The sequence below is a fragment of the Duganella hordei genome, from assembly GCF_040369125.1.
Classification (GTDB): domain Bacteria; phylum Pseudomonadota; class Gammaproteobacteria; order Burkholderiales; family Burkholderiaceae_D; genus Rugamonas; species Rugamonas hordei.
In genome coordinates, this window is the sequence record NZ_BPWI01000010.1 from 110504 (window position 1) to 131668 (window position 21165).

General features: G+C 65.8%; 10 protein-coding genes. 3 read left to right on the forward strand and 7 right to left on the reverse strand.

From position 1 onward, the window contains the following. Window positions 1-8 precede the first annotated feature (8 nt). The gene (locus ABWW33_RS21985) at window positions 9-2885 is read right to left on the reverse strand and encodes a hybrid sensor histidine kinase/response regulator (RefSeq protein ID WP_353403766.1); all 2877 of its coding nucleotides are present in this window, start codon (window positions 2883-2885) and stop codon (window positions 9-11) included. A 150-nt stretch (window positions 2886-3035) separates the two neighbouring features. Here ABWW33_RS21985 and ABWW33_RS21990 point away from each other — a divergent pair, with 150 nt between their 5' ends. Next, window positions 3036-3665, forward strand: a complete 630-nt coding sequence (locus tag ABWW33_RS21990) for a LysE family translocator (RefSeq protein WP_176651365.1) — start codon at window positions 3036-3038, stop codon at window positions 3663-3665. A gap of 146 nt (window positions 3666-3811) precedes the next feature. Here ABWW33_RS21990 and ABWW33_RS21995 read toward each other — a convergent pair whose 3' ends face one another. Both ABWW33_RS21995 and ABWW33_RS22000 read right to left on the reverse strand, forming a co-directional pair. After that, window positions 3812-4543, reverse strand: coding sequence for a YceI family protein (locus ABWW33_RS21995; RefSeq protein ID WP_353403767.1), 732 nt, complete (start codon window positions 4541-4543; stop codon window positions 3812-3814). 400 nt (window positions 4544-4943) lie between these two features. Beyond that, window positions 4944-7601, reverse strand: coding sequence for a M1 family metallopeptidase (locus ABWW33_RS22000; protein WP_353403768.1), 2658 nt, complete (start codon window positions 7599-7601; stop codon window positions 4944-4946). A 156-nt stretch (window positions 7602-7757) separates the two neighbouring features. On the opposite strand from ABWW33_RS22000, the gene ABWW33_RS22005 reads away from it, so the two are divergent. Continuing rightward, entirely contained in the window at window positions 7758-8384 is a 627-nt protein-coding gene (locus tag ABWW33_RS22005; RefSeq protein ID WP_353403769.1) for a glutathione S-transferase family protein, read from the forward strand. Between the two features lie 15 nt (window positions 8385-8399). Here ABWW33_RS22005 and ABWW33_RS22010 read toward each other — a convergent pair whose 3' ends face one another. The 4 genes from ABWW33_RS22010 to ABWW33_RS22025 form a co-directional block, all read right to left on the reverse strand. Further along, the gene (locus tag ABWW33_RS22010) at window positions 8400-9287 is read right to left on the reverse strand and encodes a CheR family methyltransferase (RefSeq protein ID WP_353403770.1); all 888 of its coding nucleotides are present in this window, start codon (window positions 9285-9287) and stop codon (window positions 8400-8402) included. Window positions 9288-9295: 8 nt separating this feature from the next. Continuing rightward, complete coding sequence (locus ABWW33_RS22015) at window positions 9296-14203, reverse strand: hybrid sensor histidine kinase/response regulator (protein ID WP_176651360.1); 4908 nt, start codon at window positions 14201-14203, stop codon at window positions 9296-9298. A 17-nt stretch (window positions 14204-14220) separates the two neighbouring features. Next, window positions 14221-16098, reverse strand: a complete 1878-nt coding sequence (locus tag ABWW33_RS22020; protein WP_353403771.1) for a putative bifunctional diguanylate cyclase/phosphodiesterase — start codon at window positions 16096-16098, stop codon at window positions 14221-14223. A gap of 152 nt (window positions 16099-16250) precedes the next feature. Continuing rightward, complete coding sequence (locus tag ABWW33_RS22025; RefSeq protein WP_353403772.1) at window positions 16251-17831, reverse strand: CehA/McbA family metallohydrolase; 1581 nt, start codon at window positions 17829-17831, stop codon at window positions 16251-16253. Window positions 17832-18009: 178 nt separating this feature from the next. On the opposite strand from ABWW33_RS22025, the gene ABWW33_RS22030 reads away from it, so the two are divergent. Next, on the forward strand, window positions 18010-21144 hold the full coding sequence (locus ABWW33_RS22030) for a CHASE domain-containing protein (RefSeq protein WP_353403773.1): 3135 nt from the start codon (window positions 18010-18012) through the stop codon (window positions 21142-21144). The last annotated feature ends 21 nt before the right edge of the window (window positions 21145-21165 follow it).

Genomic DNA, 21165 nt, shown 5'->3' on the forward strand with positions numbered 1-21165 from the left:
GGCCCGGGTCAGCCGGCCGATGCGCGCTGCGGCGCGTCGCCGTCCCCGCCGTTATCGATGGCGGCGCGGCGCAGGTCGTTGCAGGCCTTGTCCAGCGCCGCTTCCACGCCCGGCAGCATGTCGACCACGCCGGCCAGGTCGCCGGCCGCCGCCGCCTTTTCCAGTTCCGCGCACAGCGTGTGCAGATGCGTGGAACTGAGGTAGCCGGCGCTGCCCTTGAGCGCGTGGATCGCCGCCGCCGCCGCGCTGGAGTTGCCGGCGCCGATGGCGGCGCGCGCCGTCTCCAGCCGGCGCGGGGCCTCGTCCAGGAAGGCTTGCGTGATGCGCTGCATGTGCGCGTACGACAGACCGGCCAGCGGCATGATCTGCACCGTCGACGGGTCGGCGCGCTTGTCGGCGGACGGCGCCACGCCGAACTGCTGGTCCAGCGCCTCGCTGCGCGCCGCCGCCAGCCGCGCGGCGTCGGTCGGGCGCAGCGGACGCCCGCGGCTCAGGTGCTGGGCGATGGTCTTCTCGATCTGGTCGTACAGCAGGCGCTCGTCGACCGGCTTGCTGAGGAAGCCGTCCATGCCCACCGCCAGGTAGCGCGCGCGGTCATGGTCGCTGGCGTTGGCGGTCAGCGCGATGATCGGGATGCCCGGGTCGAGCACGCGGTAGTCCTCGCTGCCGCCGCTGCGGATCAGGCGCGCGGCCTGTTCGCCGTCCATCATCGGCATGCGGCCGTCCATCAGCACCAGGTCGTAGGCGGCGGTGCTCAGCGCGTGCAACGCCTGCAGGCCGTTTTCCACCACGCGGATATCGTGGCCCATGTTCTCCAGCAGCGTGCTGACGATGATCTGGTTGGTGCGCACGTCCTCGGCGCACAGCACCCGCAGGCGGTAGGCGTGATGGTCCTTGCGCGGCAGGCTGGCCGGATCGATGACCGGCGCGATGCCCGGCGCCAGCGGCAGCGTGAAGCTGAACGTCGAGCCGACGCCGACCCGGCTTTCGGCCGCGATCGAACCGCCCATCAGCTCCACCAGCTCCTTGCAGATGGCCAGGCCCAGGCCGGTGCCGCCGTAGCGGCGGGTGGTCGAATGGTCGGCCTGCTCGAACTTCTGGAACAGGCGCGGCAACGAGTCGGCCGGGATGCCGGGGCCGGTGTCGCTGATGTCGAAGCTGACGCTGGTGCGGCCGTCGACGGATTGCAGCGACGAGGCGTCCAGCCGCACTTCGCCGCGGTCGGTGAACTTGATCGCGTTGCCCATCAAGTTAAGCAGGATCTGGCGCAGCCGGGTCGGATCGCCGCGCACGTAGCGGGGCAGGTCCAGCGCCAGGTCGCAGCGCAGCAGCAGGCTCTTGGCGTCGGCCTGGCCCTGCAGGATGCCGATGGCGTCGTCGACCAGCGCGATCAGGTCGAAGTCCACGGTTTCTATCGACAGGCGGCCGGCGTCGATCTTGGAGAAATCGAGGATGTCGTTGAGGATGGCCAGCAGCGACTCGCTGTTCTGCAGGCCGATGCGCAGATACTCCTCGGTCCTGCCGTTCACCGACTGGTCGCGCATGGCGAACTTGATCATGCCGATCACGCCGGCCAGCGGCGTGCGGATGTCGTGGCTCATCGCCGACAGGAAATCGATGCGGTGGCGGCTGACGATTTCCGCATGTTCCTTGGCTTCGCTCAGCTGGGCGGTGCGCTCCTGCACGCGCTGCTCCAGGGTGTTGCGCAGCAGGCGGATCTGGTCGGCCAGCGCGAAGGCCAGCAGCACGCCGTCCAAGGTGCCGCCCAGCAGCGTGAACAGCTGGGCGTTGGTGACCAGCGCCGGGATCAGGCCGACGTTGGCCGGCAGGATGAACAGGCCGGGCACCATCAGCGCCACGAAGCCCAGCACGAAGAAGCGCGCCGGATAGTAGCCGCGCCGCCAGACGACGATGCCGCTGACCAGCGCCATCGTCATCCAGATCGAGATGACGATGGTGGCGATGGTGTGCGCGTAGCTGAGGAAGAAGAAGCAGCTCGGCAGCGTCAGCAGCGGCAGCACGATGTTGACGCGGCTGAACGCGTACAGCCGCGGCGCGTGCTCCTTCAGGCGCAGGAAGGTGGTGTAGAACAGCGTGCTGAGCACCGGCAGCAGGAAGAACGGCACGTAGTGCCAGTGCAGGTTGTGCCAGCCGAACAGGTCGGCCGACATGTGGAAGGTCATGCCCCAGGCGACGGCGTAGCACAGCACGTACAGCGAGTAGTACAGCGACGAGCGGTCGCGGGTGATCGAGTAGATGAAGAAGTTGAACACGGTCAGCGCCAGCAGCGCGCCGATGGAGCCGATGATCAGCACGTTTTCGCGCGCCACCAGTTGCTGGTAGGCGCCGCGCGGCAGCACCGACATGACCGGCGTGCGGGCATAGTAGGGGCTGGAAAAGCGTATCAGCACCTGGTAGCGCTGGCCCGGCTGCAGCTCGACGTCCCTGCCGTAATGCAGCAGGTAGGGATGCGGCTGGCGATAGCCGGTCAGCATCTGGCGGGTGCTGCCGTCGGCGCCGTAGACCTGGATATCGACCATGTCGATCAGCGTGTCGTTGGGATCGATGACCCAGGCCGCCTGGCGGCTGTCGTTGCGCAGCTCGGCATACAGCCAGTAGCTGCCGCCGAGCAGGTCGACCTTGGCGGCCGGCTTCAGCTGCGCCAGCATGGCCGGCAGACCGCCGGCCGTGACGGGGAAGGCCTGGCCGTCGTCGTCGTGGAACAGCTTGCCTTGCACGGCCAGGTCGACGCTGGCGCTGTTCAGGGGGATGGGAGCGGCTTGCGGCTGGGCCTGAGCCGGCGCCTGCCACCACATCAGCACGGCCAGCAGCAAGAATAGTAAGCCGCGTGGCAGGCCGCAGGACATCTCGCTCGCTTTAGTCATTGGTTTCCGAGGGCCGCGGGTCTGGAAAAAGTTGTTTTTTGTATTTTAAACGAGAACTTATTGTTTTAGACAAAAATTGACTGTCGGGCCTGCTTCAAGCGCTGTCGCGCGTCAGGTAAGATGGCGGCTTTGCGCCACAGGATAGCGACCATGCTCATTTCCCCAGAACAATTTATTGGTTTCCTCAGCGCCGCGCTGCTGATCACGCTGTCGCCGGGGCCGGACAACCTGATGGTGCTCAGCGTCGGCATGTCGCGCGGCCGCCGCCAGGGCATGGCTTTCGGCCTGGGCTGCGCGCTCGGTTGCCTGAGCCATACGCTGCTGGCGACGCTGGGCGTGAGTGCGTTGATCAAGGCCTCGCCGCTGGCGTTCGGCGCGCTCAAGCTGGTCGGCGGCGCCTACCTGATCTGGCTGGGCATAGGCGCCTTGCGCAGCCGCGGCGGCGCGCGCGTCGAGGGTGCCGGCCTGCCGGACGAGAGCCTGGGCAGGTTGTTTGGCAAGGGCTTGTTCGCCAACGCCGTCAATCCCAAGGTGGTGCTGTTCTTCTTGTCGTTCCTGCCGCAGTTCGTGGTGGCCGAGCGGGGCGACGCCAGCTGGCAGACCGCGCAACTGGGCCTGTTGTTCACGGCCCAGGGCGTGGTGCTGTTCGGTTTGCTGGGTTATTTCTCGGGCGCCGTCGGCGCCTGGATCAACCGCCATCCCGGCGCGGGCGCGTGGATGGACCGCGTGGCGGGCACCATATTTGTCGGGCTGGGACTGAAGCTGATCGTCAGTCGCTGAAAAAAAGCAAAAAAAGTTCGTACATGGGCGCGTATGTCATCAGGGCGTAATGCTGCACTGCGAAACTGGCTTTGCTCTTTCAAGTCTCTCCCGATTTGAAAAACCTTTGGCCCGCGCCTTTTTGTGCTGCGGGCTTTTTTTTTTGTTTATCGCGCGACCAGCGTGAACTTGAGTTCCAGCTGGTCTTGCACGGCCAGCGCGCCGCCCATCAGCGAGAACGGCACGATGCCGAAGTCGCTTTGCTTCAGGTTGACGGCGCCGGTGACGGTCATGACCCCGGCATTGACGCGGATGTCGACCGGGATCGCCAGCGTGCGGCTGACGCCGTGCAGCGTGATCGTGGTCTGCAGCGGCTGGCCGGGCGCGCCGCGCTCGGCGTGCACCGCGACCAGCGGATAGCGTCCCGCGTCCAGCACCTTGGTCAGCATATTGGTGCGGGTGCCTTCGATGGCGTCGGCCGACGGCTGTTTTTCCAGGCCGGCGGCGGTGCGCAGCGGGGCTTCGTCCACCGTCAGCTGGTCCAGGCGGAACTGGAAGTCGGCGCGGTTTTGCGCCGGCGCGACCGTGCCGCTGACGGTGCGGGCGGCCACCAGGTGATCGTGGCCCAGCCGCGCCAGCATGCCGCCGCGCCGCACGGTGACGGCGATCAGCGATTGCGCCGGGTCGATATGCAGCAGGGGAGCGGTCGCGGTCGCAGCTGCCGTAGGGGGCTTGACGCTGGCCCCGGCCGGCTTGGCAACGGCGGCCGGCGCCGGTGCCGTTGCGGCGGGCTGACTGGGGACTGGCGCGGGGGCGGACGGGGGCGGCGCCGGCAGCTGGCTGCACGCGGCCAGCAAGCTGCACAGCAACATTACTTGCAGGGAGATTTTTATGTTCATGCGTCCTGTACCCGTGGTCATTTGGCCGTCATATAGCCCGATTATGATGCGTGTCGCTGGTCCCAGCGTGCTCCAGCTGGTCGCCGTGCCCAAGCAGGCACGGGATTTCACAAAGCATGACTCAGCAGGCTCGCCGGTGGCCTGAAACACCGGCACCATCCTTCCAGAATTCCAACCTTAATGAAGTCCTAAGCCTGTGGCCGACGATAGCTGGCACAGTAACACCTGTAGCGCGTGGTTCAGCCTCGCGCCCGGTTGCCGGACTCGTTCAAGCCCGGCACAGAATTCGTCCAGGCGGCACCATCGCCGCCGGACCGCAGAACATCCCCACGCTTTCGAGCGTTTTCGAACCAGCATCATCTCACGATGACGCTGGTTTTTTTTGCTCTTCTTTTAACGATCAGCCGTGCTTGGCCAGCCAGGCGTCGATTTCCGGCAGGCGTGTGGTGCGCACTTTCACGCGGTACTGGATCGAGGCGATCGCGGTTTTGGTGTCGCCCTGGGCGTCGGCAGGCAGATGCTCCTTGGCGTAGGCGCGCAGCTTGTCGATCATCGCCGGATCGGCCGAGCGGCCACCCAGGCCGGGGAAGTAGCGGCTGCGCGAGGTGGCGTCGATTTTCTTCTCGACCTGCTCGCGGTGGGCCAGCGCGAAATCGAAGGCCAGGTCCGGATGCTGGCCGGAGACGCGGCCGATGATCGACGCGCCGGTGGTGGCGCCGCCTTCGTCGGTCAGCGCCAGTTCCAGCGCGCGCTGCGCCAGCGCCTTGTCCTTGGCGGTGCCCAGCAGGTCATACAGCTCGCTTTTGATCATCGTCGATTTCTCTTCCTGGGCGGCGGCGTGCAACTGGTCCCAGGCCGCGGCGTCGGCGTTGGCCGCGATCACCGCCAGGATAGGGCGGCGCAGCGCGGCCGGCATGGCGGCTGCGTCGGTGGCCGAGGCGGCGTAGCGGCGGCGCGCTTCGGCCACGACGCCTTCGTCGCCGACCATGCCCAGTGCCGACACCAGCGTCTCGCGCAAGTTGGCGACCGGCGCCGCTTCATCCTTGGCTGCGGTCCAGCCGATGCGGGCCAGCACCGGCGCCAGGCGCGCGCGGGCGAACTTGTCCAGCGCGGCGCGCTGTTCGGGCTTGCCTTCGTAGCTGGCGTGCAGGCTGGCCAACACGCCGGCGATCTTCTGCCAGACCTGCGGCGCCGCGTCGACCGGCGCGGTGTTGGCCAGGTCCATGAAGCCGGAAGCCGGCATCAGGCCCGCCATGCCCAGCGACCAGGTGTCGGACAGCAGGCCCAGTTGGTCGATGGTGCTCATGCCGGCAAAGCTGCCGGCCAGCGCCGCGAAGGCCTTAGGCGCGTACAGCGTGCGGTAGTAGCCGCTCTGGCCGGCGTTGACCAGCACCGCGCCGCAACCCGGCAGCGTCATGCTGGCCTTGCCGCCGTTGACGACGGTGCGTACCGTGGTGCCGCCTATGGTCTGGGCGATCACCGGCACGCGCCAGCTCAGCGGCTTCTTGTTTTCCTGGTCCTTGCTGAATTCGCCCTGCGTCAGCGCGATGGTGGTCTTGCCGTTCTTGCAGACCGCCTCCGATACGCGGATCAGCGGCACGCCCGGCTGCAGCGTGAAGTCGTGGGCGATGGCGGTGACCGGCTTGCGCGCGGCCTTTTCGACTTCAACCCACAGGTCGTCGGACCTGGTGTTGCCATAGGCGTGCTTGGCGATGTAGCTGCGCACGCCGGCACGCCAGGCTTCGTCGCCGACGTAGTTTTCCAGCATGCGGATCACCGACTCGCCTTTTTGATAGGTGATGCTGTCGAAGGCCTGGCTGGCCTGTTCGACGGTGGCGATGTGCTGCACCACGGGATGGGTGGTGGCCAGCGCGTCGCGCTCCATCGCCTGTTCGCGCGTGCCGACGGCCTTCAGCTCCCACTTCCATTCAGGATGCAGGCGGGTGGTGGTGCGCGACTCCATCCACGAGGCGAAGCCTTCGTTCAGCCACAGGTCGTCCCACCAGTTCATCGTCACCAGGTCGCCGAACCACTGGTGCGCCATTTCGTGCGCGGCCACCAGGAACGAGGTTTCCTTGTCCGACTGCGTGGCCACGCGCGGATCGAGCAGCATCGCGTATTCGAAGGTGAAGATCGCGCCCCAGTTTTCCATCGCGCCGAAGAACTGGCTGCGGCCGGGCGCGGCGATGTTGTCCAGCTTCGGCAGCGGATACTTGACGCCGAAGTAGTCGTTGTATTCCTTCAGCACGGCGACCGACGAATCGAGCGCGAACTGGGCCTGGCCCAGCGAGCCTTTCTGCGTCACGACGCCCAGTTCGACACCGCTTTCGACCGCGCTGGCGCGTTCGAATTCGCCCAAGCCGAAGAACAGCAGGTAGGTCGACATCTTCGGCGAAGTGGCGAAGCGCACCAGTTCGCGCCCGTCGGCCAGCTTGCTGGTCGAGGCGACCGGCATGTTCGAGACGGCCATCTGGCCGGCCGGCACGGTGGCCTCCAGCGCGAAGGTGGCCTTGTAGTTCGGCTCGTCCCACGACGGGATCACGCGGCGCGCCTCGGAGTTTTCAAACTGCGTGTACAGCGCGCGCTTCTTTGCGCCGCCGTTCTGGTAGTCCAGCGAGAACAGGCCGGCGGCCTGGGTGCCGATCACGCCGGTGTAGTCCAGCTTGAGCTGGTAGCTGCCCTTGGCCAGCGGCTGGGCGAACTTGAAGGTGGCGGTCTGCTTGTCGTTGTCGACGCCGATGTCGCTGGCGGCCACTGCCGGCTTGCCGGGGCCGGCGCTGATGGCGGCGGCGCTGAACCTGAGGTCGGCCGCGTTCAGCGTCAGGGTATTGGTGGCTTGCTTGATTTCGAGCGCGATCGTCACGCTGGCGCTGAAGGTGCTGTTGGCGGCGTCCGGCACCAGCGATACGGCGTAGTGCGTCGGCACCGCATTGGTAGGTAACTGGGTAGTCACCTGGGCCGCCTTGGTGGCGGGGGCGGCTGCAACCATCGGGGAAGTCAGGCCGGCGGAAACGCCGATGAGCGCCATCACGGCGAGCGAAATCAAGCTGCGTTGCATGTCTAGTCCTTTTTATGTTAGTGGCCTCGTGAGCCAGCGTAGCAATCTAAAGGTAACGGCACGCGATGTCAATCTTGTATCACTCTGTAACAGCGATGTACCGCGTATCAGCTATGATGCGGCTATGATGCGGCTAACAAGAGACAGGAGACTGAAATGAAATTCTATACTTCGCCACGCACACCCAACCCGCGCCGGGTGGTCATGTTCATGGCCGAGAAAGGCCTGACCGGTATCGAGCACGTGACGGTCGATCTCGCCGCGGGGCAGAACCGCAGCGCCGAGTACCTTGAAAAGAATCCCTTCGGCCGCGTGCCGGCGCTGGAGCTGGACGATGGCCGCATCCTGTGCGAAACGCGCGCCATCTGCACCTGGCTGGAAGGCTATGCTCCCGAGCCCAACCTGATGGGCGACGGATTCGACGAGCGCGCCTTCATCGAGATGACCGATCGCCGCGTCGAGCTGCACCTGTTCCTCGGTATCGCCAACTGCGTGCGCCACACGCATCCGGGCCTGGCGATGCTGGAACAACCGCAGTTTGCCGACTTCGGCGCGTCGCAAGGCGAGAAGATGCGCGAGACCGCGCGCTGGCTGGACCGCACGCTGGCAACGCAGCCCTTCGTCGCCGGGCAGCGCTTCACGATCGCCGATATCACGGCGTTCTGCGCGCTGGAGTTTGCGCGCGGCCTGATGAAATTCCGTCCCGGCGCCGAAGGCATGGAGCATTTGCAGGCCTGGCGCGACCGCGTCGCCGAGCGCCCCAGCGCCACCACGCCATATTAAGTATCAAGCCGGGTATCAAGCCACGCGCTTGTACCAGGGCTGGCTCGGGAACACCGGCTTGTAGCGGCCTGTCAGCGGATTGCCCACCTCCAGCGGCCGGTCCAGTACCAGCAGGCCGGATTGCGCCAGGCTGTCGTCGAACAGCCGCAGCGCGCGCTGGCGCAGTGCCGGGCCGAAGTCGGGCAGGGCGCGGCGGGCCATGATCATCTGGAATTCATTGAACGAGGCGTCCGTCACCAGGTTGTACTGGGCCCAGGTGATGCGGCTGCGCAGCCGCGGCAGCAGCACCGCGCGCGCGTGGTCGTCGCTGACCTCCAGGTAATCCAGCAGCGAGCCCACGCCGCCGCTGCGCGCGTAATTTTCCTGCAGCTCGCCCAGGCGGTTCATCGGCAGGCTGGCGTCGAGCGCCTCCGCCAGCAACACGTCGCTGGAGACGGTGGCGTAGATTTCGGTGCGCTCGCCCAGCTGTTCCTGCTCCAGCAGGATGGCCAGGGTCCAGGCCTGCTGGGCGCCGGCGCAATCGGCCAGCCACACTCTGGGCAGCGGGGTGCCGTGCAGGCTCGCACCGAGCGACATGCGCAGCAGCGCCACTTCGGCGGCGTCGTCGAACATCAGCGCCGGTTCCACGTACAGCTGGCGCAGCAGGGCGCCGCAGGCTTGCGGATCGTGCAGCACGCGATCCTGCAGCGCCGAGATGGTCGGCGTTTCAAGCTGCTTCATGGTCGCTTGCACCTGGCGGCGCACGACGTCGCGCTGGTAGCCGCGATAGTCGTAGCCGTGGCACTGGAACATGGCTTCGAGCAGCAGCTCAAGTTCCAGTTCCTCCACCGACGACGGCGAGTGGCGGCGCGCCTCGGGCGGCGGCCGCAGCACCGCCTTCAACGAGGCCAACAGCGAAGTCATACCCGCCATCAGTGCAGCCAGACCCGCATCAGCGACAGCAGCTGCGCCACGTCCACCGGCTTGGTGATGTAGTCGGAGGCGCCGGCCGCGATACATTTATCGCGGTCGCCCTTCATCGCCTTCGCCGTCAGCGTGATGATCGGCAGCGACTTGAATTTCGGTATGCGCCGGATCGCTCGCATGGTGTCGTAGCCGTCCATCTCCGGCATCATGATGTCCATCAGGACGATCTCGATGGTCGGATCCCGTTCCAGTACCTCGATGCCGTCGCGGCCGTTCTCGGCGAACGACACCTGCATCTGCTGGCGCTCCAGCAGCGAGGACAGCGCGAAGATGTTGCGCAGGTCATCGTCGACGATCAGCACCTTGCGTCCCGCCAGGCCGCCGTCGGCCGCGTGGATTTCCTCCAGCATCTTGCGCTGCGCCTCCGGCAGGCTGGCCTGCGAGCGGTGCAGGAACAGCGCCGTCTCGTCCAGCAGGCGCTCGGGCGAACGCGCATCCTTGATGACGATGGTCTTGGCGTAGCGCTTGAGCTTTGCCACTTCCTTGCGATTGAGCTCCTTGGCCGTGTTGATCACGATGGGCAGGTCGCGCAGCGATTCATCCTTGCCGATGATGTCGAGCAGGTCGAAGCCGCTGATGTCGGGCAGCGTCAGGTCCAGCACCATGCAGTCGAAGCGCGCCTCGCGCAACGCGTCCAGCGCCGCCTGGCCGGTGTCGACGGCGACGATGTGCAGGTCGGCGTCGCCGATCAGGGCGACGATGGAGTCGCGTTGCATCGGTTCGTCGTCCACCACCAGCAGGCTGCGTTTGCCGCCCAGCAGGAACTTCTGGATGCGGGTGAATTCCTCCAGCAGCACCGCCTTGCTGATCGGCTTGTTCAGGTAGGAGATCGCGCCCAGGCGCAGCGCGCGCTCGCGCTCGCGCAGGCTGGACATCACGTGCACCGGAATGTGGCGGGTGCTCGGATCGCGCTTGAGCCGATCGAGGACGGTGAAGCCGTCGATGTCCGGCAGGTCCAGGTCGAGCAGGATGGCCGACGGCAGGTAGTCGCGCGCCAGGCTCAGGGCCGAATCGCCCTGCATGGTGACGATGCCCTTGAAGTTCTTCTCGCGCGCGTAGTCCAGCACGATCTTGGAGAAGCGCTCGTCGTCCTCGATGATCAGCACCGACGGATCGCCCGGCGCCACCAGGCCGCGGTCGTCGCTGCCGCCGTATTCCTCCATGTCGGCGTCGAGCTCCGACAGGGCGTTGATGTTGCCGCCGTCATGCCCGGCCGCCGCCAGTTCGTAGTGCGGCGGCGAGTACACCACCTGCGGCGCCGGCATCGGCAGGCGCACCTGCGGCTGGCGGCCCATGTCGTAGTTGATGAAGCCGGCGCGGTTGTACGGCAGGAACAGCGTGAACGTCGAGCCGTTGCCGACCACCGATTCGACGCGGATTTCGCCGCCCAGCAGGCGTGCCAGTTCGCGCGAGATCGACAGGCCCAGGCCGGTGCCGCCGTACTTGCGGGCGGTGGAGCCGTCGGCCTGCTGGAACGCTTCGAAGATCAGCTGCAGCTTGTCGGCGGCGATGCCGACCCCGGTGTCGCACACGGCGAAGGCCAGCACCGCGTCCGCATGCAGCAGGTTCGGGTGGTCGCTGGAGAAGCCGCTGCTGACCATGCCGATCACCAGCGAGACCTGGCCGTGGGTGGTGAACTTGAACGCGTTCGACAGCAGGTTTTTCAGCACCTGCTGCAGGCGCGTGGTGTCGGTCATCATCGCCGTCGGCAGGTTTTCCTTCAGCTCGACGGAGAAGCCCAGGTGCTTGGCCTCGGCCATGTGGCGGAAGGTGCGGTCGACGTAGTTGCGCAGATTCTGGAAGCGGTACTCGGAGACGTCCAGCGTCACGGTACCGGATTCGATCTTCGACAGGTCCAGGATGTCGTTAATCAGCGTCAGCAAGTCTGAGCCGGAGCCGTGGATGGTTTTCGCGAACTCCACCTGCTTGCCCGACAGGTTGCCGTCCGGGTTGTCGCCCAGCTGCTGCGCCAGGATCAGCAGCGAATTCAAAGGCGTGCGCAGCTCGTGCGACATATTGGCCAGGAACTCGGATTTGTATTTCGACGACAGCGCCAGCTGGGTGGCTTTTTCCTCCAGCGCCAGCTTGGCCTGCTCCACCTCGCGGTTCTTGCGTTCCACCTCGATGTTCTGCTCGGACAGCAGGCGGGCTTTTTCCGCCAGCTCCTGGTTGGTCTGCTGCAGTTCCTGCGCCAGCGACTGCGACTGCGTCAGCAGCGACTCGGTGCGGCTGTTGGCCTCGATGGTGTTGAGCACCACGCCGATCGATTCCATCAGCTGGTCGAGGAAGGACAGGTGGGTCTCGGTGAAGCGGTCCAGCGAGGCGATCTCGATCACCGCCTTGACCTGCTGCTCGAACAGGATAGGCAGCACGACGATGTTGGTCGGCGGCGCCGCGCCCAGTCCCGACGAGACGACGATGTAATCGCGCGGCACGTCGGTCAGCCAGATGCGCACCTTCTCCACCGCGCACTGTCCGACCAGGCCTTCGCCCGGCAGGAAGGAGGTCGGCAGCTTGCGGCTGGAACGGTAGCCGTAGCTGGCGATCATGCGCAGGCGGGCGTCGGACTCCTGCGAGTCCATCATGTAGAACACGCCGTGGTGCGCCGACACCAGCGGCGCCAGCTCGGACAGAATCAGCTTGGTCACGGCCTGCAAGTCGCGCTGGCCCTGCAGCAGCCGGGTGAAGCGCGCCAGGTTGGTCTTCAGCCAGTCCTGCTGCGCGTTCTTCAACGTGGTGTCCTTCAGGTTGCGGATCATCTCGTTGATGTTGTCCTTCAGGTAGGACACCTCGCCGCGCGCCTCCACCTGGATGGAACGGGACAAGTCGCCGCGCGTCACGGCGGTCGCCACCTCGGCGATCGCGCGCACCTGGTTGGTCAGGTTTGCCGCCAGCTGGTTGACGTTCTCGGTCAAGTCCTTCCACGTGCCGGCCACGCCGGACACGTTGGCCTGGCCGCCCAGCTTGCCCTCGGTACCCACTTCGCGCGCCACCCGCGTCACCTCGGACGCGAAGGAGGACAATTGGTCCACCATCACGTTGATGGTGTCTTTCAGCTCCAGGATCTCGCCCTTGACGTCCACCGTGATTTTCTTCGACAAGTCGCCGCGCGCCACGGCGGTGGTCACCGCCGCGATGTTACGCACCTGGCCCGTCAGGTTGGAGGCCATGAAGTTGACGTTGTCGGTCAAGTCCTTCCATGTGCCGCCGACGCCCGGCACGTAGGCCTGTCCACCCAGCTTGCCCTCGGTGCCCACCTCGCGCGCCACCCGCGTCACTTCCGACGCGAAGGAGGACAATTGGTCCACCATCACGTTAATCGTGTTTTTCAGTTCGAGAATCTCGCCCTTGACGTCCACCGTGATCTTTTTCGACAGGTCGCCGTTGGCCACGGCGGTGGTCACGTCGGCGATGTTGCGCACCTGACCGGTCAGGTTACCCGCCATCGAGTTTACGCCGTCGGTCAAGTCCTTCCATGTGCCGGCCACGCCGGGCACGTTGGCCTGGCCGCCCAGCTTGCCCTCGGTGCCCACCTCGCGCGCCACGCGCGTCACTTCCGAAGCGAAGGAGTTCAATTGGTCGACCATCACGTTGATGGTGTTTTTCAGTTCGAGAATCTCGCCCTTGACGTCCACCGTGATCTTCTTCGACAAGTCGCCGTTGGCCACGGCGGTGGTCACGTCCGCGATGTTACGCACCTGACCCGTCAAGTTACCCGCCATCGAGTTCACCGAGTCGGTCAAGTCCTTCCACGTGCCGGCCACGCCTTTCACCTGCGCCTGGCCGCCCAGCTTGCCCTCGGTGCCGACCTCCCGCGCCACCCGCGTCACCTCGGATGCGAAGGAGGACAGCTGGTCCACCATCACGTTGATGGTGTTTTTCAGTTCGAGAATCTCGCCCTTGACGTCCACCGTGATTTTCTTGGACAAGTCGCCATTCGCCACGGCGGTGGTCACCGCCGCGATGTTACGCACCTGGCCCGTCAGGTTGGAGGCCATGAAGTTGACGTTGTCGGTCAAGTCCTTCCATGTGCCGCCGACGCCCGGCACGTAGGCCTGTCCGCCCAGCTTGCCCTCGGTGCCCACCTCCCGCGCCACCCGCGTCACCTCCGACGCGAAGGAGCGCAGCTGGTCCACCATCACGTTGATGGTGTCCTTCAGCTGCAGGATCTCGCCGCGCACGTCCACCGTGATCTTTTTCGACAAGTCGCCGTTGGCCACGGCGGTGGTCACCTCGGCGATGTTACGCACCTGCGACGTCAGGTTACCCGCCATCGAGTTGACCGAGTCGGTCAAGTCCTTCCACGTGCCGGCCACGCCCTTCACCTGCGCCTGGCCGCCCAGCTTGCCCTCGGTACCCACCTCGCGCGCCACCCGCGTCACCTCCGACGAGAAGGAGGACAACTGCTCCACCATGGTGTTGGCGGTGGTGGCCGCGCGCAGGTACTGGCCCTTCAGCGGCACGCCGTCAACCTCCAGCGCCATGGTCTGCGACAGGTCGCCTTTCGCCACGGCGCCGATGACGCGCGCCATTTCGGTGGTCGGCCGCACCAGGTCGTCGATCAGCGCGTTGACGGCGCTGACGATAGCGGCCCAGCCGCCGGACATATTGGGCACCTGCGCGCGCTGCGTCAGGCGGCCTTCGCGGCCCACCACGCGGCTCACGTCCGTCACCACCCGCACCATTTTTTCCTTGGTTTCGATGATTTCGTTCAGCGTGTCGGCGATCTTGCCGGCCATGCCGGTCCAGTCGGACGGCATGCGGGCGGTGAAGTCGCCTTTTTTCAACGCCATCAGGGTGGACAGTAAGAGCTTGGCGTCCAGCTGCTCGCCCATGTCGGTCATATTATTCATCGGCTAGTCCTCGTTAATTAGGAGGGAACGGTGGTGGTGGTGATCGGTGTGCCATCCGGCTGTGCGGCGTCGGCATGTTCCAGCAAACCCGCAGCCGCAAGCGGCGGGCTGAATAAATCGCCCTGGCAGCTGTCGCAGCCGAGTGATTGTAGTACTTCCAGTTGACGGCTGTCGTCCACGCCCAGCGCCACCACCCGCATCGACAGCGCGCGGGCCAGGTGGATGACGGCGGCGACGATGTCGGTGCCGCCATCGTTGTTGCCGATGGCGTGGACAAACGCGCGGTCTATCTTCAGCGTGTCGAGTTGCCAGCGCTTGCAGGCGGCCAGCGAGGAGCGCGCGCTGCCGAAGTCGTCGAGCGCGGTGCGCACGCCGGCCGTGTGCAGCTGTTGCAGCAGTTCCGCCAGCGGTTCGGCCGCGCCGAGCAGCAGTTTTTCGTTCAGTTCCAGGCCGATGCTGCCCGGCGCAAGTTGGTGCTTGCGCAGCGCCGGCAACAGCACTTGCAGCAGTTCGGCGTTCAGCTGCGGCGCGGCCAGCGGAATCCAGATGCACAGCGGCTCGCCGCCGGGCAGGGCGCCGGCCGAGGCCTGCCACAGCGCCGCCTGCGCGCCGGCCTGCGTCACGACCCAGGTATCGATACGCTCCAGCAGTCCCCGTTCCTGCACCTGCGGCAGGAACTGGCTGGCTTCCAGCAAGCCGCGGTCGGGATGGTGCCAGTAGAGCAGCGCCTCGGCGCCGGTCGTGCGGCCGGCCTTGATGTCGATCTGCGGCTGGTAGCGCAGTTCCAGCTGGTCGGCCGCCAGCGCCTTGCGCAGCTCCAGCGTCCATCGTTCGCGTTCGCGCTCACGTTCGTTGAGCGCCTCGTGGAAGAATTGCACCGGCCCGGCGCCATGCCGCTTGGCGTGGTACATGGCCGTATCGGCGTTCTTCATCAGCGTCTGGGCGTCGGCACCGTCTTGCGGATAGATCGCGATGCCGATGCTGGCCGCCGTCTTCAGGCGCTGGCTGCCGATGTCGAACGGCAGCGCGCAGGCCATCGCGATTTTCTGCGCCACGCGCGCCGCATTGCCCGTCGCCGCGCGGCCTTCGATCAGCACCACGAACTCGTCGCCGCCCAGCCGCGCCACCACGTCGGCCACGCGCACCGCCGCCGTCAGCCGCGCCGCGACCTGGCGCAGCAGCTCGTCGCCCGCTTCATGGCCGAAGGTGTCGTTGATCTGCTTGAATTTGTCGAGATCGAGGAACAGCAGCGCGAACCCATCGCCGCTGCGGTCGGACGTCGCCACGGCGTGCTCGAGCTGCTGGATCAGCGCGCGGCGGTTGACCAGGTTGGTCAGCGCGTCGCGGATCGACAGCTCGTGGGCACGCTGCTCGGCCAGTTTGCGTTCCTTGATTTCCTGTTCCAGCTCGGCGTTGATGCGCTCCAGGTCCTGCAGGCGCTGCACCCGCAGATCCTGGTTCAGCTTGGCCAACTGGTCGCGGTTTTTGCGCAGCTGGATATTCTTCTTCGTCATCTCGACGAACACCGCCACCTTGGCCTGCAGGATTTGCGGGATCACCGGCGTGAACAGGTAGTCGGCCGCGCCTTTCTGGTAAGCCTTCAGGCGGTTGATTTCGTCGGCGTAGTGCGCGGTGATGAAGATGATGGGCACGCCCGCCGAACGCGGATGGGAGTGGATCGCCTCGGCGGTCTCGAAACCGTCCATGCCGGGCATGCTGACGTCGAGCAAAATCACGGCGAATTCGTGCAGCAGCACCTGGCGCAGCGCTTCCTTGCCGGAAGCTGCGGTGATCAATTGATACTGATGCTGGTCGACGGCGTCGGCCAGCAGGCTCTCCAGCGCATACAGGCTGGCCGGATCGTCATTGACGAGGAGGACTTTAGGGATCGGCACGGCGGGCTGGACGGTTGAGGTAGTGGAGGGTAGTTACAAAGTTGCTGGTAGTAATTATCCCATTTTATCAATTTGACAATCGGCGCGTCAGATTTTTTTCGTCAAAGGAAGACTACTGCAATTAAATTTTCCGTAGCGCACGATTGCTGGGCTCAGCGACCGGCTTGGCTGACCCATATTGGCGCACTCCACAGTATTTTGCCATCATCCTGTGTCACCCGTGCGTAGTAAAAATGTTCGCCGGCCGCCGGCGTGACGACGGTCCTGGTTTTTGCGCCCAGTTTGGTCACCGTGCCGTTGCGTCCGGGCACGCCCTGGAACAGCGCGATCGCGGCGGGATTGTGGCCGTTGCCGCTGGTGTAGCGGACTTGCAGCGTCAGTTTGCCGCGATTGCGGAAGCGCTCGCCCATCGGATGGCCGTTGCCGGTCAACAGCAGTTGGGCATGCTTGTCCATCGTGGCGAATACGCGACGCGCGCGCAGCGCGGCCAGCAGGCTGTCGTTGTCCAGCGCCACGCCGCGCTCCAGCAGCACGCCCGTCCGGTTGCCGTACGCCGCGCCCCAGTTGGCGCAATGGTTGTCCTGGTTGCTGCTGAAGGCCAGGTGATAGCCGGCCTCGAGCAGCTTGTTGCAGGCGGCTTCGTAGTTGCTCAAATGGGGCTCGCCCTCGTCTTCACGGGTGGAAAAGGCGCTGCTGTTCATCACTTCGCACAGCAGCATGACCTCGTCGCCGTCCGCCGTCCACGCCAGCGGCTTGCCGTCGACGGCGAACTGGTCGTTTTGCGGATGGTTGAACTGGCCCGCCCAGCCGCGCGCGCGCATCAGGCTGTACAGGCCGGCGTAGTCGCCTTTCGGCGTTTCGGCGTCTGCCAGCAACTCGCCCTGGGCATTGCGCTCCCAGCCCAGCAGTTCGTTGCTGTTCAGTATGTTGAGGTGGCCGCCATGGTTGATGACGCCCCATTCCTGGCCGTAGATGGCGAGGAAATCCGGGTGCTCCCGGTTCCAGTCCGCCGCCTTCTGCAGGCCGCTGCGGTACAGGGCCAGCGCGGCGGCCCGGTCGGCGCCGGCGTTGGTGCCGTCCGAGCCGTCGTACATATGATTGTGCTCGGACGTCATCAGGAACCGCAGGCCATGCCGCTGCGCGTAGTCGTAGGCGTCCGACGGGCCGAGCGCGGCGCTTTGCGGCGGCTGCGCACCGTCGCAATGGTCCAGCGCGCCGCCGCCGTCGCTGTGGTTGGTCTGGCTGTGCAGGTTGCCGAGGTGGACGGCGTAGGGCAGGGCGTCCGGCGCGGCCGCGGCCAGCGATGGCGCCAGGGAAGTGGCAGGTCTGACCGCGGCCCGGCCCACCGCGGCCTCCCAGCTTTGCTCGATGTCGGGCTCGTTGTCGACGCGCGCCCGCAGCCGCAACCGGTAGATGCCGCTGCGCAGGCCGGGCTGGGGGCGCCACGGTATCGCCACGTCGACTGGTGTATCGGTCAACGATTGTTGCTTGTGCCACAAGCGTATGCGGCGGCCGTCCGGCGCCAGCAGTTCCAGTCGCCAGCGCAGCGTGCGCGTCTGCTGCGCTCCCGGTGCGGAAAAGTGCAGCCGCAGCGTGCGACCGCCGGCGGCGTCCGCCCGGAATGGCGCCACCAGCACGGCCTCGAACTCCTGATGGTCGGCAATGCCGGCATGGCTAGCATGCGGCAGGGCACTGAGAGTTCCCAGGAAAATTATTATGGGAATAGCGCGCATGATGAACTCCTGAACAACAGACTCATCATTTAGAGCGCGCCTTAGCGCATAAGGTTCCCTTCAATAGTGACGATTTATCGCTCTGAATTCTAACCAATTCTTGCACTGGTTCCCGCGCGGCATTAATAGTATGCTGCTGTGATGCAAAATTATCCCAAAATCCCACCGGTGGCGGCGCATGCTGAAAACGGGTAACAAGCCCAAGAAGGTCGCCGGTTCGCGCCTGCTGTTCTGGACGGCCGGCATCGCGCTGGCCCTGGCGGTCGGCGCGGTGCTGGCCGGCGCCGCGTCGCGCATCGTGGATGCCGCCGCCGCCCAGCGTTTCGAGAACCTGGCGCGCAGCGCGCAGTACGGCATCTCGGCCCGCATCAAGTCCTATTCGGACCTGACGCGCGGGCTGGTGTCGCTGTTTCAGACCACCGACAGCCTGAGTCGCCAGCAATTTCATCAGTATGTGGCCAACCTTGATATCCCACGGTATTTTCCGGCGATCGAGGCGGTGACCTGGGCGCCGCTGGTCACCGACGCCCAGCGCGACGCCTTTGTCGCCGGCGTGCGCGCCGACGGCTTTCCCGGCTTCGACATCAAGCCGGCCGGACGCCGCCCCCATTACGCGGTGCTGACCTATCTGGAGCCGGCCTCGATGCAGCGGGAAAAAATGGGCGCCGACCTGGCGTTCAATCCGGCGCAGGACAAGGCCCTGGCGGCATCGCGCGACAGCGGCCAGGTTGGCGCGTCGGGGCTGCCCATCGTGGTCAACGGCCCGACGCCGCACATCGGCCTGGCGATACGGCTGCCGGTCTACCGCCGCAACATGTCGCTCGACGATGTCGCCGCGCGCCGCGCCGCGTACCTGGGATCGGTCGGCATCGGCTTCAGCGTGTCCAAGCTGGTGCAGGGGGCGATCGACGAGATGACGGTGCGCCAGGTGCACCTGGTCCTGTACGCGGACGGCAGCACCGATGTCGAACAGCGCCGCCTGGTGATCGAGAAGACCGACCGTCTGCTGTTCAACGACGACGGCTCGATGACGGCGCCGCGCGCGCCGCAAGCGCAGCGCGGCGATTATTTTGAATCCGTGCTGCCCATCGATTTCAACGGCAGCCTGTGGAAGGCGCATTTCCAGGTGCGCAAGAACGAGCTGCTGAGCGGTTTCGATTTCTACTTTCCGTGGATCGCCGGCGGCACCGGCTTTGCCGGCACGCTGCTGTTGTACAGCTACTTCTTCGTGCTGTACGCGTCGCGCCGGCGCGCGCTGAAGCAGGGCGTGCTGCTTGACACGGTGTTGAACAACGTCGACGCCCACGTCTACATGAAGGACCACAACCGGCGCTACATCTACGTCAACGCCAAGCTGGCCGATGCGATGGGCAAGCCGGTGCACGACATCGTGGGCCGGCTCGATCGCGAGCTGATGCCGACCGCCGCTGCCGACGCCGAGTGGGCGCTGGAACAGCCGGCGTTCGCCGACAACGTCAAGCGCTCCGGCGAGGCGCAGCACGTCGGCCGCGACGGCGTGGTGCAGCATCAATGGACCGTCAAGGTGCCGGTGGAAATCGGCCGCACCGTGACGGCGGTGATCGGGCTGTCGACCGACGTCACCGAGCTGCACCGGCTGAAGGAAGAGGCGGATACGGCGAACCAGGCCAAGAGCGATTTCCTGTCCAACATGAGCCATGAAATCCGCACGCCGATGAACAGCATCATCGGCATGGCGCACCTGGCGCTGAAATCGGTCACCCATCCCAAGCAGCGCGACTACCTGCAGAAGATTTATCACTCGGGCCAGCACCTGCTGGGCATCATCAACGACATCCTGGACTTCTCCAAGATCGAGGCGGGCAAGATGGAGCTGGAGGTGCTGGACTTTACGCTCGATGCGCTGCTGGCCAACATCTCCAGCCAGCTGGGCGAGAGCGCGTCGGCCAAGGGGCTGGAACTGGTGTTCGAGGTGGGAGCCGGCTTGTCGCAGCCGCTGCGCGGCGATCCGTTGCGGCTGGAGCAGGTGCTGCTGAACTTTACCAGCAACGCCATCAAGTTTTCGGAGCAGGGCAAGGTGTACATCCGCGCGCGGCCGCTGGAAGACCGCGACAGCCACACGCTGGTGCGCTTCGAAGTGGAGGACCGCGGCATCGGCATGACGCCGGAACAGGTGCAGCAGCTGTTCCAGTCCTTCCACCAGGCGGACACCTCGACCACGCGCCGCTACGGCGGCACGGGACTGGGACTGGTCATCAGCAAGCAGCTGGTGGAGCTGATGGGCGGCGGCGTCGGCGTCGACAGCGAGCCGGGCTCCGGCAGCACCTTCTGGTTCACCGCGCGCCTGGCCAAGGGCGTCAGCTTGCTGCGCGCCAGCGACGATTCGGTGCAGCCCGATGTGCTGGACACCATACGCGGCGCGTCCATCCTGCTGGTGGAGGACAATATCTTCAGCCAGCAGGTCGGCCAGGAGCTGCTGGAGGACGCCGGCGCCACCGTCTGCGTGGCCAACAACGGCAAGGAGGCGATCGATCTTCTGCTCAAGGAGCGTTTCGATTGCGTGCTGATGGACGTGCAGATGCCGGTGATGGACGGCTACGAGACCACGCGCCTGATCCGCTCGCATCCCAAGCTGTCGGCCACGCTGATCATCGCGATGACCGCCAACGCCGGCCGCGACGACCAGGAGCGCTGCCTGGAGGCGGGCATGGACGAATTTGTCACCAAGCCGATCGCGCCCAAGCAGCTGTTCAACATGCTGTCGAAGTGGATGAGCCAGCGGGCGCGCGCCGCCGCCCCGGTGCGGCCGCTGGCGCCACCGCCGCCGTCCTATTTCACGATGGCCGATGGCGCTCCGACCGCCGCCGCGACCGCGATGTTCGCGAACATGCAGCCGCCGCTGCAAACGATGACGAGCGGCACGGCGCCCGCGCCGGTGCCCATCGCAGCGCCTGCGACGGTGCCCGCGACGGCGCCCGACGACGCCGAACTGTTCGACGTCGCGATGCTGGCCCAGACCTTTGGCGGCAAGACCGACAAGATGCGCAAGTACGCGCTGCTGTTCCTGGAATCGGCCAGGGATGCCCTGGTGGAGATCGACGCGGCGCTGGCGCAGGGCGACCTGGCGCAGTTGTCGGAACTGGGCCACCGCACCAAATCGGCCGCCCGCGCCGTGGGGGCCATGCGCTTCGGGAACCTGTGCCTGGCGCTGGAACAGGTGCGCAAGGACCCTGATAGCACCAACGCCGGCGAGCTGGTACGGCAGATGCACGCCATGCTTGCTGTGCTGAACGATCATATCGCTCAGGAACTGCTGGCATACGACCCCGGCTAGAGCGATAATACGGGCACTATC